Below are 15293 nucleotides of genomic sequence, written 5' to 3'. Positions count from 1 at the left end.
CAAGCGTTAATTTAAGTTAAAATGGAGTTAATGCAAGTTTAAAATCTTGCTGCGGCGCACAAAATGGAAAACCGGGGCGCGATGCCCCGGCGAAGGGTCAGGCGTTAAAGGGCGGGGTGTTATCGAGGACGGCCTGGATAACGTTCAGCGCGCCGTCATGGTTATTATCGTCGGTAGTGTAGCCGGCGATGGCCTTGATGCTGTCGGCAGCGTTACCCATGGCGAAAGCGTATTTCACCAGCTTCAGCATTTCGGCGTCGTTGCCGCTGTCGCCGATGGCGACGCATTGCTGCGGCGAAAGATCCCAGCGCTTGAGCAAACGGCTGATGCCGTTGGCTTTATGCAGGCCAGGGATAATCAAATCGACAAAGCCAAAGCCGCTGGTGACCGGCTTCATGATGCCGTCGAGCGACACGTGCAGTTTATCAATCAGCTGTGGGATCTCGCTGTCCGGCAGGTTGAGAGAGAATTTAAACAGCGTATCGTCGATGGCGTGATAGTCGCTCACCCGCTGTAGGCGATGGTAGTGCTTCGACATCAGCTCAACAAAGGCGTCCGGAGCTTTATCGCTGACGTAGGCGCTCTGCAGGCCGCAGGCGACAAAGTTGAGCTGCGGATCTTTGAGCAATTCGCCAATCACCACTTGTGATTCGTGGCGGGTCAGTTCGCCGTGGAACAGCTGCTTGCCATGTTCATAAACCAGAGCGCCGTTTTCTGCGACGAATGAAATCTGCTCGCGAATCTCCGGGAAGAAGGAGATCAGCTGATAGTACTGGTTGCCGCTGGCGACAACGAATTCAATACCTTGCTGCCTGAGCTGCGCAAACTGGGCGAGGAAACGCGGGCGGTCGTACTGCTTGGCGTCATTGAGAAAAGTTCCGTCCATATCGGTGACGATAACTTTAACGGTCATAAGAGAGTGCTCCTAGCTTAACTTCGACCAGTAACATTCTAATTACAATGTGATGGGGAGCACAAATTTATTTCGAATGAAAGTTCAGGCATTCAGAAAATGCCGGAAGGGCATGTCTTTTCCGGCCTGCAGAACAGGGTTGGCCCGCTAAGCATAGTGCCAGCGGGCACGAAGGATTACAGCGTATGTTCGGTACGGGCGATAATATCGTCCTGGGTATCCGGCGACAGGGCGGTGAAGAACGCCGAGTATCCAGCGACGCGGACCACTAAATCGCGGTACTGGTCAGGATGTTTCTTGGCTTCCAGCAGCGTGTCGCGCGACACGATGTTGTACTGGATATGCCAGCCTTTGTGCACCTCGAAGAAAGTGCGCAGCAGCACCATCAGCTTCTGCTTATCGGACTCGTTCTCCAGCGTTGACGGATTCAGCTTCTGATTAAGCAGCACGCCGCCGAGGATCGCCCCGGTCGGCAGCTTGCCCACCGAACTGATAACCGCCGTCGGACCCAGATGGTCGGTACCGGAGGCCGGGCTGGCCCCCTCCGCCAGCGGGGTATGCGCTTTACGGCCATCCGGCGTCGCCATGGTCTGCGCGCCGAACGGGACGTTAGCGGAAATAGAGGAGGTGCCAGCGTAATAATTGCCGCCAATCGGGCCGCGGCCATAGCGCGGATTGTGATACTGCTTCAGCTCGTCGATATAGGTCTGGTAGGCCCGCGCCAGCAGTTGGTCGACGCTGTCATCATCGTTACCATACTTCGGCGCGCCGTTGATCAACCGCTGGCGCAGCTGCTCGTGGGTCAGACCGTCGAAATCTTCCGCCAGCGCCTTCGCCAGCTCCTGCTGGCCGATGGCGCCCTGATCGAAGACCAGTTTTTTCACCGCCGCGAGGCTGTTGCCGAGGTTGGCGATACCCACCTGCAGGCCGGAAACCCAGTCATACTTCGCGCCGCCTTGCTTAATGCTTTTCGCCCGTTCGATGCAGTCATCGACCAGCGCCGAGCAGAGAATATCGTGGACGTTCTCTTCCAGCATGGTATCGACCACGTACTCAATCTCGATGGATTTACGGGTGTAGTAACGAATCTGGCGGTCCCAGTCGGCCAGCACCTGATCGAAGTTAGCGAAGTTGCCTTTCGACAGGGCGTGCTCCTGCGGCAGGAACACCTGACCGCTGGTGGCATCGCGGCCGCCTTCCAGCGTCGCCAGCATCACCCGCGCGAAGTTAATAAAGCTCATGCCGGTACAGCGGTAGCCCCACTTACCGCCGACCGCGGTTTCAATACAGCCGATAGCCGCGTAATCGTAGGCGTCCTGCGGCTCAATGCCCAGCTTAATGAATTCCGGGATGACGATTTCATCGTTGTTAAACGCCGGCATGCCGAAACCGCAGCGGATCACCTGGACGCAGGCGTCGAGGAAGTCGTTGCTCATCCCGGCGTGGTAGCGCACGCTGAGGTTCGGCTGGGTAGAACGCAGGCGACCGCAGGATTCCAGGATCGCATAGGACAGCGGGTTGACCGCGTCCTGCGGCTTACCATCCACCAGATTCTGGCCGCCGATGGTGACGTTCTGGTATAGCGGGCTGCCGGCAGAGGCTTTGGAGTGCGAGCCGGAACGGATCTTATTGACCTCCAGCAGCTTCAGCCAGCAGCTGTGCAGCAGCTCAATGGCCTGTTCGCGATCCAGCGACTGTTGCAACTCAACGTCGCGGCGGTAGTACGGGTAGAGGTACTGGTCCATACGGCCGAAGGATACCGAATGGCCATTGGATTCAATCTGCAGGATAAGCTGAATGAAGTAGCACAGCTGCAGCGCCTGCCAGAAGGTTTTCGGCGACTCATGGGCGATGACGTCGCAGTTTTCGGCAATCGTCAGCAGTTCGTGGCGGCGTGATTCGCGGGATTCTGCTGTCGCCATCTCGCGCGCCAGCGCGGCGAAGCGTTTGCTGTGATCGCTGACCGCTTCCAGCACGATATCAATCGCTTTCAGGAACTGCTCGCCGTGCAGGTCTTCCAGTACCGTCAAATTGATACGCGAGCGGCGTTCGGCGACTTTCGCACGCATCCCGTCGAGCCCTTTCTCCAGCAGCAAGGGGTAGTTGACCGCGAGGTGAGCATCCCCGGAGGTCATATTGCCTTCCGCCTTAATAATGCCGGTGGCGAGCAGCGCCTTTTGCTCATCGGTGAACATACCGTAGCAGCGGTCTTGTACGGTCTGGCCGCGCCACCATGGGCACACTTCATGCAATACGCGTTTATTCTCCTCGCTGACCGAGAAGCCGGCGCCGGGGCGGTCGGCGAGATCGTCGATCTCTTTCTCAATCCAGCTGACGGTGTATTCCGGGAAAATAGGCGCGGCGCGCACTTCGCTGGCCTGGTTACCGACGATCAGCTCATCGTGCTTGATCCAGATGGTGCGCTCCGCCAGGTGGTGAGCCAGCGCCAGCGCGCGGCGCACCGGGATCGGTTTATCGAGATGCCGCTGATACATCTCCGTATAGTGGCGGGCGCGCTCGGTACAGACCGGCGGCTTGACGATATGCACCAGCGCCATTTTATGGGCCTGGATACGGGCGCTGAGGGTGTTGAGCTTCAGGGTAGTCATAGGGTTATCCTCGTAATATCGCCGTTAGCCCCTTGCTTTGCGCATAATCCTGCGCGAAGGCGAGCAGCTCAGGAGCGTCCAGCGGTTTGTCCGGTGCGGTGTAGGGCTGACTGAGTAACTGGTATTTGTTCATTCCCAGCGTGTGGTACGGCAGGTAATGGATCTCGCTGACCTGCAGGCGATCGGCGGCAAAATCGGTGATCGCGGCAATGTCGGCTTCGCTGGCGTTGAATCCCTGGATCAACGGCACGCGAATAATCATTTTTTTCCCCGCCTGCGCCAGACGCTGCAGGTTATCCAGCACCCGGCGGGCGCTGCCGTCGGTCCACTGCTGAAAAACGGCCTCGTCAACGTGCTTCAGATCGGCGAGAAACAGGTCGACAAAGGGTAAAGACGGTTCAATGTATTTCCACGGCACGTGCAGGCAGGTTTCCACGGCGGTGTGAATGCCTGCCTGATGACTGGCTTCGAACAGCGCTTGCGCCAGCGTTGGGTTCATAAAGGGTTCGCCGCCGGAAAGAGTGATGCCGCCGCCGCTGCGATCGTAGAATGGTTTATCACGCAGCACCGTCGCCATGATCTCCTCGACGCTCTTCTCCTCGCCGCACACCGTGAGCGCGGTGGTGGGGCAGCAGTCGCGCAGCGCGGCGATATGGCTGTCGTTAACGTTTTGCCGGTGAATGATCAGGCCATCGAGGGTGCGGGTGATAACCGCCGGCGCCGCCTGCTGGCACAGCTCGCAGCCGGGCAGGCACAGCCGCGAGTCATACAGCAGATCTTCGCTACGGGCGCGGCTCTCCGGGTTCTGGCACCAGCGGCAGCCCAGCGAGCAGCCTTTCAGGAAGACGACGGTGCGGATCCCTGGGCCGTCATGGGTGGAATAGCGCTGGATGTTGAAGATCATGGCTTATCCTCTTGTTTGCGTATGAATATAAAAACACTTTCGAATGAAAGTTATGTTGACGCAAATCAACAAGCGGGATGGGGATAAGTCAGAGAGGAGAAAATAACGAGAGCGGTCACAAAACCACCGGCGACTCTCGTCGCCGGTGTGGGGGTCAGTGCGAGCCGCATACCTCGCACTGCGGGTGACGCATCAGCCTCATTTCGCGAAACTGGCAGGTCATGGCATCGTAGATGACGATTTTTCCGCTGGCAGGGGTGCCGTAGCCGCTCAGCAGCTTAATCGCCTCCATCGCCTGCAGCGAACCGATGGTGCCTACCAGCGGGGCCATTACCCCGGCTTCGACGCAGGTGAGGGCATTTTCGCCGAACAGACGGCTCAGGCAGCGGTAGCAGGGTTCGCCATCCTGATAGGTAAAGACGCTGATTTGCCCCTCCATACGGATCGCCGCTCCGGAGACCAGTGGGGTTTTGTGCTGAAAGCAGCCGACGTTAAGCTGGTTGCGAATGGCGACGTTGTCGGTGCAGTCGAGCACCAGATCGTGATCGGCAATCTGCGCCGCCAGCGCCGCCTCATCCAGCAAGGCATTGAGCGGGACCAGACGGACGTGCGGGTTAATGCGCGCCAGCGCCTCGCGGGCGGAATCCACCTTCGGCTGGCCGAGGGTGGCGTCGCTGTGCAGCGTCTGGCGCTGCAGGTTGGAGAGCGAGACAGTGTCGAAATCGAGCAGGGTGAGCTGCCCGACCCCGGCGGCGGCCAGATACTGCGCGGCGGCGCAGCCGAGCCCGCCGAGGCCGACCACCAGCACGCGAGCGGCTTTTAACCGCTCCTGGCCGTCAAAATCAAAACCGCGCAAGACGATCTGCCGGTTATAGCGCAGCATCTCTTCATCGCTCAGCTCAACGGTCATTACAGCCCCCCAAACAGGTGACTGAAGGGTTCGACCTCGACCCATTCACCTGCTTCAACATGGCCGCGCTCACGCTCCAGCACGATAAAGCAGTTGCCGAGGCTGAAGGAGCTGAAAATGTGCGAGCCCTGATGGCCGGTGGTGTTCACCACCAGTTCGCCGTCCGGGTTGCGCTGCAGAATACCGCGCTGAAAATCGAGGCGGCCAGGCGACTTTTTCAGGCGCGTGGCGGCGCGGACCCGCAGGCGGGGCGCCTGAAGCGGGCCGTGCTTGCCCGAGAGTTTCGCCAGCAGGGGTTGCACCAGCTGACAGAAGGTGACGGTGGCGGACACCGGGTTACCCGGCAGGCCGCAGAACCAGCTGCTGCTGAGCTTGCCGAAGGCGAAGGGTTTCCCCGGCTTAATCGCCAGCTTCCAGAAGCCGATCTCCCCCAGCTCTTCGAGGATAGTTTTGGTGTAATCGGCTTCACCCACCGAGACGCCGCCTGAGCTAATGACCACATCGGCCTGCTGGTCGGCGGCGATAAAGGCGTCGCGCAGCTTCGCCGGGTCGTCAGGAATAATGCCGAGGTTAATGACCTCGTAGCCCAACTGCTGCAGCATCAGGTGCACTGCCAGGCGGTTGGTATCGTAAATCTGGCCGTCGCCGAGCGGTTGACCCGGCAGCTGCAGCTCATCGCCGGTTGAGAAGACCGCGACGCGTACCTTGCGCACCACCTCGACCTCGGCAATGCCCAGCGAGGCCAGCACCGGCAGCTCGGCCACCGTCAGAGGTGTCCCCGCCGGGAAGACCACCGCGCCGTGGGCAATATCTTCTCCGCGGCGGCGAATATGCTGCCCGGCTTTTACCGGCGCGATAAAGCGCACGCCGGCCTCGGTCTGTTCAGTCTCTTCCTGCATCACCACCGCATCGCAGCCTTCCGGCACCGGCGCGCCGGTCATGATGCGGATACAGGTGCCCGACGGCCAGGCGTCGTTGAACGGCTGGCCGGCGAAGGCCTTACCGGCGACCGGCAGCGCCGCGCCGTCGCGAAGGTCGTTCAGCCGGACGGCATAGCCATCCATCGCCGCGTTATCAAAGCCGGGCACATCCAGCGGGGAGACGATGTCATGGGCGGTCACACGCGAGAAGGCCTGCAACAGCGGTACAGTTTCCGTCGCGTTCAGCGGCGTAATACGATCGAGCATCTGGGCGAGGGCTGTGTCGAGCGGCATCAGTCCGGCGGTAAAATCCATGGGTCACTCCTGCGGGCAAAACAGCGAAAACGCCTATTATGGCAGAAAAGCGGCGCGGGCTGTATGCCACCTGGGTACGAGGCTTTACATCGCCCGCCGCTCTTTCTATATTCAAAAATTGTATAAGACATTCAGCAATATAATGATATCAATACCCTTATTCATGACGTGACCGGCGCCGCGCCGCGGTACGACAGGGCAGGGGCGATCCACTTCATCGTTAAGGACTGGCGAAATGGGCAAGGCGGTTATAGCAATTCACGGCGGCGCAGGGGCGATTTCTCGCGCGCAAATGACGCCGGAGCGGGAGCGAGAGTATGTGGCGGCGCTGTCGACTATCGTCGAAAGCGGGCAGAAAATGTTGGCCGCGGGCGCCAGCGCGCTGGATGCCGTGACCGAGGCCGTTCGGCTGCTGGAGGAGTGTCCGTTGTTCAACGCCGGAATGGGCGCGGTATTTACCCGCGATCAAACCCACGAGCTGGACGCCTGCGTAATGGACGGCTACAGCCTGCAGGCTGGCGCGGTAGCCGGGGTCAAACATTTGCGTAATCCGGTGCTGGCGGCGCGTCTGGTGCTGGAGAAGAGTCCGCACGTATTACTGATCGGCGAGGGGGCGGAAAATTTTGCCATCTCCCACGGGATGGCGCGCGTGGATAACGATCTCTTTTCCACTCCTGAAAGGCTGCTGCAGCTGCAGGAGGCGAAAGCGGGCGGGGAGATTATCCTCGACCACCACGCCGCTCCCCTCGACGAACGCCAGAAAATGGGCACCGTCGGCGCGGTGGCGCTCGATCTGGCCGGCAATCTGGCGGCGGCGACCTCCACCGGCGGCATGACCAACAAACTGCCCGGACGCGTCGGCGACAGCCCGCTGCTGGGCGCGGGGTGTTATGCCAATAATGCCAGCGTGGCGGTCTCCTGTACCGGCACCGGCGAAGTCTTTATGCGCACCCTGGCGGCCTACGATATCGCCGCCCTGATGGAGTATGGGCAGCTCAGTCTCTATTCCGCCTGCGAGCGGGTGGTGATGGAGAAACTGCCGGCTCTCGGCGGCAGCGGCGGGCTGATAGCCGTCGATCGCGAAGGCAACGTCGTTTTACCGTTTAACAGTGAAGGCATGTACCGCGCCTGGTGCTATGCCGGCGATACGCCGACCATTGGCATTTATCGCGAATAGAACAAGGGAGAGGGCGAGTGTCGCAAACTCACGAAACCGATACCTGCGAAGTGCTGGTGGTGCGCAACCTGAACGTGGCGTTCCGCCAGCAGGATGCGCCGGAGGTGCAGGCCGTGCGTCAGCTTTCCTTCAGCCTGCGCCGCGGCGAGACGCTGGCGATAGTGGGTGAGTCCGGTTCGGGAAAATCGGTGACCGCGCTGGCGCTGATGCGTCTGCTAGACGCGGCCAGCAGCGAGGTGAACAGCGAGGGGCTGTGGTTGCGGCGGCGTAACCGGCAGGTGATCGCGCTCAATGAGCAAACGGACGCTGAGATGCGCCGGGTGCGCGGCGCGGATCTGGCCATGATTTTTCAGGAGCCGATGACCTCGCTGAATCCGGTTTTTACCATCGGCGAGCAGATTGCCGAATCCCTGCGCCTGCACCAGGGGCTGGGGCGCGAAGAGGCGCTGCGCGCGGCGAAAAAGATGCTCGATCAGGTGCGTATTCCCCAGGCGGAAGAGATGCTCTCGCGCTATCCGCACCAGCTCTCCGGCGGCATGCGCCAGAGGGTGATGATCGCCATGGCGCTCTCCTGTCGGCCGGCGGTGTTGATAGCCGATGAGCCAACCACGGCGCTGGATGTCACCATCCAGGCGCAAATTCTGCAACTCATTGCCGTCCTGCAAAAGGAGATGGCGATGGGGGTGATCTTTATCACCCACGATATGGGCGTCGTGGCCGATATCGCCGATCGGGTGCTGGTGATGTATCGCGGTGAGGCGGTAGAGACCGGCAGCGTTGAGGAGATCTTTCGTTCGCCGCAGCACCCGTATACGCAGTCGCTGCTGGCGGCGGTCCCGCGGCTGGGGGAGATGCGTGGCCAGGATCTGCCGCGCCGTTTTCCGCTGCCGGGCCAGCCGCTGGCGGAGAGCGAAACGCCCGATACGGTAGTCGCCGGCGAGCCGATCCTGCAGGTGCGTGACCTGGTGGCCCGTTTTCCGGTGCGCGGCGGGCTGCTCAATCGCGTGACGCGCGAAGTGCATGCGGTGGAGAAGGTCAGTTTTGATCTCTGGCCGGGAGAGACCCTGTCGCTGGTGGGCGAGTCCGGCTGCGGCAAGTCGACCACCGGCCGGGCGCTGCTGAGGCTGGTAGAGACCCAGGGAGGCACCATTACCTTCGACGGTCAGCGGATCGATACCCTCGCCGGCGGCAAGCTGCAGGCTCTGCGGCGCAATATTCAGTTTATTTTTCAGGATCCTTACGCCTCGCTTGATCCGCGTCAGACGGTCGGCGATTCGATTATGGAGCCGCTGCGGGTGCATGGCCTGCTGCGTGGGGAAGCAGCGCGTGAGCGGGTCGCCTGGCTGCTGAAGCGCGTGGGGTTGCAGCCGGAGCATGCCTGGCGCTATCCCCATGCCTTTTCCGGCGGTCAGCGGCAGCGGATCTGCATTGCCCGCGCGCTGGCGCTGAATCCGAAGGTGGTGATAGCCGACGAGTCGGTGTCGGCCCTGGATGTCTCCATTCGGGCGCAGATTATCAACCTGATGCTCGACCTGCAGCGCGAGATGGGCATCGCGTTTCTGTTTATTTCCCATGATATGGCGGTGGTGGAGCGCATCAGCCACCGCGTGGCGGTGATGTATCGCGGTCGCATTGTCGAAATAGGCCCGCGCCGCGCGGTGTTTGAAAACCCGCAGCACCCCTATACCCGTAAGCTCATGGCCGCCGTACCGGTGGCCGACCCGGGCCACCGTCATCCGCAGCGGGTTCTGCTGTCTGATGACGTCCCGGGCAATATTTATAAGCGGGGCGAGGAGATCGCCAGCGTGCCGTTGCAGCAGGTCGGGCCGGGCCACTTCGTCGCCCGCGAATCCGCCGATGTGCTGGGCAGAACATAACAACACATAACGCATCTTTTCAGGAGAACACGATGACACAACCTGTTTCACGCAAATGGTGGCTGGCGCTGAGTATCGCGGCAGCCCTGGCGAGCGCTCCCGCCTTTGCCGCCAAAGATGTGGTGGTGGCGGTCGGGTCTAACTTCACGACCCTCGACCCCTATGATGCCAACGATACCCTGTCGCAGGCGGTGGCGAAGTCCTTTTATCAAGGCCTGTTCGGCCTTGATAAAGAGATGAAGCTGCAAAACGTTCTTGCTGAGAGCTATACCGTGTCACCGGACGGCCTGGTGTACACCATTAAGCTGCACAGCGGGGTGAAATTCCAGGATGGCACTGACTTTAACGCCGAGGCGGTAAAGGCTAACCTCGATCGCGCGAGTAACCCGGATAACCATCTCAAGCGCTATAACCTGTATAAAAATATTGCCAGTACCGAGGCGGTCGATCCGACTACGGTCAAAATTACCCTGAAGCAGCCCTTCTCGGCGTTTATTAACATTCTCGCCCATCCGGCGACAGCGATGATTTCGCCGGCGGCGCTGAAAAAATATGGTAAGGATATCGGCTTCCACCCGGTGGGCACCGGGCCGTATAAGCTCGACACCTGGAACCAGACGGATTTTGTGAAGGTCAGCAAGTTCGATGGGTACTGGCAGCCGGGGCTGCCAAAGCTGGATTCTATCACCTGGCGTCCGGTGGTGGATAACAATACCCGGGCGGCGATGCTGCAGACCGGCGAGGCGCAGTTCGCCTTCCCGATCCCTTACGAACAGGCGCCGCTGCTGGCGAAAAACAGCAAACTGGAGCTGGTGGCCAGCCCGTCGATCATGCAGCGCTACATCAGCATGAACGTGACGCAGAAGCCGTTCGATAATCCGAAGGTACGGGAAGCCATCAACTATGCGATTAACCGTCAGGCGCTGGTGAAGGTAGCGTTCGCCGGCTACGCCACCCCGGCGACCGGAGTGGTGCCGCCGTCGATCGCCTATGCCCAGACCTACACCGCCTGGCCATACGATCCGGCGAAAGCGCGCCAGCTGCTGAAAGAGGCGGGCTACCCTAACGGTTTCAGCACCACGCTGTGGTCATCACATAATCACAGCACCGCGCAGAAAGTACTGCAGTTCACCCAGCAGCAGCTGGCGCAGGTGGGGATTAAGGCGCAGGTGACGGCGATGGACGCTGGTCAGCGGGCGGCGGAAGTGGAAGGTAAAGGGCAGAAAGAGAGCGGGGTACGGATGTTCTATACCGGCTGGTCCGCCTCCACCGGTGAAGCCGACTGGGCGCTGTCGCCGCTGTTCGCCTCGCAAAACTGGCCGCCGACGCTGTTTAATACCGCGTTTTACAGCAACCCGCAGGTGGATAACGCGCTGAGCGAGGCGCTGAAAACCACCGATCCGCAAGAGAAAACCAAACTCTATAAAGAGGCGCAGGATATTATCTGGAAAGAGTCGCCGTGGGTGCCGCTGGTGGTCGAGAAACTGGTCTCCGCCCACAGCAAGAATCTCACCGGTTTCTATATCCAGCCGGATACCGGCTTTAGCTTCGAACAGGCGGACCTGACGCCGTGATCATGTTCATCTTCATGCGTCCTCTCTCCCGGAATGGGAGGGAGCGATGCTGAATTATGTGATTAAGCGCCTGCTGGGCCTGATCCCCACTCTGCTTATCGTCGCGGTGCTGGTGTTTCTGTTCGTCCATATGCTGCCCGGTGACCCGGCGCGGCTGATTGCCGGACCTGAGGCCGATGCCCAGGTGGTGGCGATGGTGCGCCAGCAGCTGGGGCTTGACCAGCCGCTGCATGTCCAGTTCTGGCACTACATCACCAACGTGCTGCGCGGCGATTTTGGCATTTCCATGGCCTCGCGGCGTCCCGTTGCCAGTGAGATTGCCAGTCGCTTTATGCCCACGCTGTGGCTGACGCTGGCCAGCATGAGCTGGGCGGTACTGTTCGGGATGGCGGCGGGGATTGCGGCCGCGGTGTGGCGCAATCGCTGGCCCGACCGTCTGGGAATGGCGCTGGCGGTGAGCGGTATTTCGTTTCCGGCTTTTGCCCTTGGTATGCTGCTGATGCAGGTGTTTTCGGTTGAGCTGGGCTGGCTGCCGACGGTGGGGGCCGACAGCTGGCGGCACTATATTTTGCCGTCGTTGACCCTTGGCGCGGCGGTGGCGGCGGTCATGGCGCGCTTTACCCGCGCGTCATTCGTCGATGTGCTGCATGAAGACTATATGCGTACCGCCCGGGCGAAGGGGGTGAGCGAAACGCGGGTGGTGCTCAAGCATGGTCTGCGCAATGCGATGATCCCGGTGGTGACCATGATGGGGCTGCAGTTCGGCTTTCTGCTCGGCGGGTCGATCGTTGTGGAGAAGGTGTTTAACTGGCCGGGGCTTGGGCGCTTGCTGGTCGATTCGGTGGAGATGCGCGATTACCCGGTGATTCAGGCGGAAGTGCTGCTCTTTTCGCTGGAGTTTATTCTTATCAATTTAGTGGTGGATGTGCTGTACGCGGCCATAAACCCGGCTATCAGGTATAAGTAAGGTGCGATTGCTTAACTGGAGAAGGCAGGCGGCGCTGAACGCCATGCCGGGCATCAGACCCGGCGAGATCCATACCCCCTGGCATGAGTTCTGGCGGCGCTTTCGTCGCCAGCCGGTGGCGATGGGCGCTGGTATTTTCGTGCTGTTGCTGATTGCGGTAGCCATCGTTGCCCCATGGATAGCGCCGTACGATGCGGAAAATTATTTCGACTACGACCGTCTGAACGAGGGACCTTCGCTGGTGCACTGGTTCGGAGTCGACTCCCTGGGACGGGATATTTTCAGCCGGGTGCTGGTCGGGGCGCAGATCTCGCTGGCCGCCGGGGTACTGGCGGTGCTGATTGGCGCGGCCATCGGCACGGTGCTTGGGCTGCTGGCTGGCTACTATGAGGGCTGGTGGGACCGGCTCATTATGCGACTTTGCGACGTGTTGTTCGCCTTTCCGGGGATCCTGCTGGCGATCGCGGTGGTCGCCGTCATGGGCAGCGGGATGGCCAACGTGATCATCGCCGTGGCGATCTTCTCGATTCCGGCGTTTGCTCGTCTGGTGCGCGGCAATACGCTGGTTCTGAAGCAGCAGACCTTTATTGAATCGGCGCGCAGCATCGGCGCCAGCGATGCCACCATTCTGTTCAACCATATTCTGCCGGGGACGGTGTCATCGATCGTGGTTTATTTCACCATGCGCATTGGGGTATCGATTATTTCGGCGGCCAGTCTGTCGTTTCTCGGCCTCGGCGCGCAGCCGCCCACCCCGGAGTGGGGCGCGATGCTCAACGAAGCGCGGGCGGATATGGTGATGTCTCCGCACGTGGCGCTCTTTCCGGCGGTGGCGATTTTCGTGACCGTGCTGGCGTTTAATCTGCTGGGAGATGGCCTGCGCGATGCGCTGGATCCGAAGTTAAAGGGGTAGAGTGAGGGAAAGCTCCGCCGGGAGTCCTTTATGTTATCTGCGGCTTCAGCGCACATTGCGCTTCCGGATAATTTTCTGCGTTAGGTCTCTCATGGCGCAGGGAGCGGTGTGAGGCGGAAACGACCGCCGGACGGTTCCCTCTCCTCCCGGGAGAGGGCCAGGGTGAGGCGAAGCATCGCTGGAAAGTCCTTTATGTTATCTGTGGCTTCAGCGTAGTTTGCGCTCCCGGTTAATCGTCTGCGTTATGTCTCTTATGGCGCAGGGAGCGCACAGGGGGCGGCCAGTCGCCGCCGCCCCCTGTACCCCCGGGCTCCGGCCAGCAACATCGCCACTGCGTGGTGCCTTCGACTTATCCCTGCAGGCTTCGGGTCGGGCCGAGGCAGCGTCCCTGCAAAACACGGCCCTCAGCCAGCATCCATGCGGCCTGCCCCGGCCTTTCGGGAACGTCTCAGCGATGTTGAGGCCGCCAGCACCGGCAGTTTCAGCAACAATGGTGAATAAATTAACGGCAGGCCGCACGAACTGTAGGCCGGGTAAGGCGTTAGCCGCCACCCGGCAATATGAAGGCATGATGACTGATAAATTACCCGGCGGCGCTGCGCTTGCGCGGACCTGGGGGGGGGGGAGCCTACGGGAGGACCCCGTAGGCTGGGGAATGCGCTAAGCCGCTATCCGGGAAGCTGGACTAGACCCGGGTACCCCACAGGTCGTATTCGTCGGCGTGCTCGACTTTCACCCGCACCACGTCGCCCGGCTTAACGCGGGTTTCGCCGTTCAGGTACACCGCGCCGTCGATTTCCGGAGCGTCGGCCATGCTGCGGCCAATGGCGCCTTCTTCATCAACTTCATCTACCAGCACCAGGATTTCGCGCCCCACTTTCTCCTGCAGACGCTCGGCAGAGATCTGCTGCTGCAGCTGCATAAAGCGGTTCCAGCGCTCTTCTTTCACCTCTTCCGGCACCTGGTCCGCCAGCTCGTTGGCGGTAGCGCCTTCAACCGGGCTGTACTTGAAGCAGCCGACGCGGTCGAGACGCGCCTCTTTCAGGAAGTCGAGCAGCATCTGGAAATCTTCTTCCGTTTCGCCCGGGAAGCCCACAATAAAAGTGGAGCGCAGGGTCAGATCCGGGCAAATTTCACGCCACTGCTTAATGCGCGCCAGCTGACGGTCCGCAGAACCTGGACGCTTCATCAGCTTCAGAATACGCGGGCTGGCGTGCTGCAGCGGAATATCGAGGTACGGCAGAATCTTGCCTTCCGCCATCAGCGGGATCACATCGTCAACGTGCGGGTACGGATAGACATAGTGCAGGCGCACCCAGATGCCGAGCTTCGCCAGCTCTTCGCACAGACTGACCATGCTGGTCTTCACCGGCATACCGTTGTGGAAGCCGGTGCGGTGCTTGACGTCGACGCCGTAGGCAGAGGTGTCCTGCGAAATCACCAGCAGCTCTTTCACGCCGGCGTCAGCGAGGCGTTTGGCTTCGGCCAGCACTTCGCCAATCGGACGGCTCACCAGATCGCCACGCATGGACGGGATGATGCAGAAGGTGCAGCGATGGTTGCAGCCTTCAGAAATTTTTAAGTAGGCGTAGTGGCGCGGCGTCAGCTTAACCCCCTGTTCCGGCACCAGGCTCAGGAACGGGTTGTGCTTCGGCTTCGGCGTATAATGATGGACATGCTCCAGCACCTGCTCATAGCTGTGCGGACCGGTGATCTCCAGCACCTTCGGATGCACTTCGCGGATCTGATCCTCTTTCGCGCCGAGACAGCCGGTGACGATTACCTTGCCGTTCTCTTTCAACGCTTCGCCGATCGCTTCCAGCGATTCCTGCACAGCGCTATCAATAAAGCCGCAGGTGTTAACGATCACCATATCGGCGTTGTCGTAGGTCGGTACGACGTCATAACCTTCGGTGCGCAGTTCGGTCAGGATACGCTCTGAGTCCACGAGGTTTTTCGGGCAGCCCAGGGAGACGAAGCCGATTTTCGGCTGATGCGTGACATTGCTCATAGCTTAAAAAGTGTTCAATTATTGGAATGGTCAGGGCAGGAATTCTACAGATCTTTGCGAAAAAGAGTATAGCTCCGTCGCGGTTAATGGTGAAAAAGCGCCCCCGACCTGTCTTTTACGCCCCCCACCGCCAGAGCGGATCCCACACGCCCCGGAGCAGAGGGGCGGGACACGCTTCTGACAAGCCGTGCGCGCAGGCGGCT

Annotated in this window: 11 protein-coding genes; 5 read left to right on the top strand and 6 right to left on the bottom strand. The window is 60.5% G+C overall.

Features of this window, described 5'->3' with window-relative positions:
• Window positions 1-97 precede the first annotated feature (97 nt).
• From KHQ26_RS11215 to moeA, 5 genes are all read right to left on the bottom strand, one after another.
• On the bottom strand, window positions 98-913 hold the full coding sequence (locus tag KHQ26_RS11215) for a Cof-type HAD-IIB family hydrolase (protein WP_004176742.1): 816 nt from the start codon (window positions 911-913) through the stop codon (window positions 98-100).
• Window positions 914-1089: 176 nt separating this feature from the next.
• Entirely contained in the window at window positions 1090-3522 is a 2433-nt protein-coding gene (locus tag KHQ26_RS11210; protein ID WP_004176741.1) for a formate C-acetyltransferase/glycerol dehydratase family glycyl radical enzyme, read from the bottom strand.
• 4 nt (window positions 3523-3526) lie between these two features.
• Window positions 3527-4426 carry a glycyl-radical enzyme activating protein gene (locus KHQ26_RS11205; protein ID WP_004176738.1) on the bottom strand — a complete coding sequence of 300 codons (900 nt, stop codon included), beginning with the start codon at window positions 4424-4426 and terminating at the stop codon, window positions 3527-3529.
• Window positions 4427-4580: 154 nt separating this feature from the next.
• Entirely contained in the window at window positions 4581-5336 is a 756-nt protein-coding gene (gene moeB, locus KHQ26_RS11200) for a molybdopterin-synthase adenylyltransferase MoeB (RefSeq protein WP_004176736.1), read from the bottom strand.
• A complete protein-coding gene (moeA, locus tag KHQ26_RS11195) occupies window positions 5336-6571 on the bottom strand; it encodes a molybdopterin molybdotransferase MoeA (protein ID WP_004176735.1) in 1236 nt (411 codons plus the stop codon). Before moeA ends, moeB begins: the two co-directional genes overlap by 1 nt.
• Before the next feature lie 235 nt (window positions 6572-6806).
• Between moeA and iaaA the strand changes: the two genes are divergently transcribed.
• Genes iaaA through gsiD form a run of 5 tightly spaced genes read left to right on the top strand, consistent with a single transcriptional unit; the run spans window position 6807 to window position 13079 of the window.
• Complete coding sequence (iaaA, locus tag KHQ26_RS11190) at window positions 6807-7748, top strand: beta-aspartyl-peptidase (RefSeq protein ID WP_020804847.1); 942 nt, start codon at window positions 6807-6809, stop codon at window positions 7746-7748.
• Between the two features lie 17 nt (window positions 7749-7765).
• On the top strand, window positions 7766-9625 hold the full coding sequence (gene gsiA / locus KHQ26_RS11185) for a glutathione ABC transporter ATP-binding protein GsiA (protein WP_004151710.1): 1860 nt from the start codon (window positions 7766-7768) through the stop codon (window positions 9623-9625).
• A gap of 32 nt (window positions 9626-9657) precedes the next feature.
• A complete protein-coding gene (gene gsiB, locus KHQ26_RS11180) occupies window positions 9658-11199 on the top strand; it encodes a glutathione ABC transporter substrate-binding protein GsiB (RefSeq protein ID WP_004176731.1) in 1542 nt (513 codons plus the stop codon).
• A gap of 46 nt (window positions 11200-11245) precedes the next feature.
• Window positions 11246-12166, top strand: a complete 921-nt coding sequence (gene gsiC / locus KHQ26_RS11175; RefSeq protein WP_002892997.1) for a glutathione ABC transporter permease GsiC — start codon at window positions 11246-11248, stop codon at window positions 12164-12166.
• Between the two features lies 1 nt (window position 12167).
• A complete protein-coding gene (gene gsiD, locus KHQ26_RS11170) occupies window positions 12168-13079 on the top strand; it encodes a glutathione ABC transporter permease GsiD (RefSeq protein WP_004147729.1) in 912 nt (303 codons plus the stop codon).
• A 685-nt stretch (window positions 13080-13764) separates the two neighbouring features.
• Here the strand turns inward: gsiD and rimO are convergent.
• Complete coding sequence (gene rimO / locus KHQ26_RS11165; protein ID WP_004141985.1) at window positions 13765-15090, bottom strand: 30S ribosomal protein S12 methylthiotransferase RimO; 1326 nt, start codon at window positions 15088-15090, stop codon at window positions 13765-13767.
• Between the last annotated feature and the right edge of the window lie 203 nt (window positions 15091-15293).

The sequence above is a fragment of the Klebsiella sp. 10 genome (assembly GCF_018223925.1).
GTDB lineage: Bacteria > Pseudomonadota > Gammaproteobacteria > Enterobacterales > Enterobacteriaceae > Klebsiella > Klebsiella pneumoniae.
The sequence above is the reverse complement of the archived record's forward strand: the minus strand, read 5'-3'. Positions and strand labels throughout refer to the sequence as shown.

Coding starts and splice junctions, on each gene's coding strand:
- KHQ26_RS11205 (WP_004176738.1), bottom strand. CDS start 4,426: ATGATCTTCAACATCCAGCGCTATTCCACCCATGACGGCCCAGGGATC.
- KHQ26_RS11210 (WP_004176741.1), bottom strand. CDS start 3,522: ATGACTACCCTGAAGCTCAACACCCTCAGCGCCCGTATCCAGGCCCAT.
- gsiB (WP_004176731.1), top strand. CDS start 9,658: ATGACACAACCTGTTTCACGCAAATGGTGGCTGGCGCTGAGTATCGCG.
- rimO (WP_004141985.1), bottom strand. CDS start 15,090: ATGAGCAATGTCACGCATCAGCCGAAAATCGGCTTCGTCTCCCTGGGC.
- moeB (WP_004176736.1), bottom strand. CDS start 5,336: ATGACCGTTGAGCTGAGCGATGAAGAGATGCTGCGCTATAACCGGCAG.
- iaaA (WP_020804847.1), top strand. CDS start 6,807: ATGGGCAAGGCGGTTATAGCAATTCACGGCGGCGCAGGGGCGATTTCT.
- gsiC (WP_002892997.1), top strand. CDS start 11,246: ATGCTGAATTATGTGATTAAGCGCCTGCTGGGCCTGATCCCCACTCTG.
- moeA (WP_004176735.1), bottom strand. CDS start 6,571: ATGGATTTTACCGCCGGACTGATGCCGCTCGACACAGCCCTCGCCCAG.
- KHQ26_RS11215 (WP_004176742.1), bottom strand. CDS start 913: ATGACCGTTAAAGTTATCGTCACCGATATGGACGGAACTTTTCTCAAT.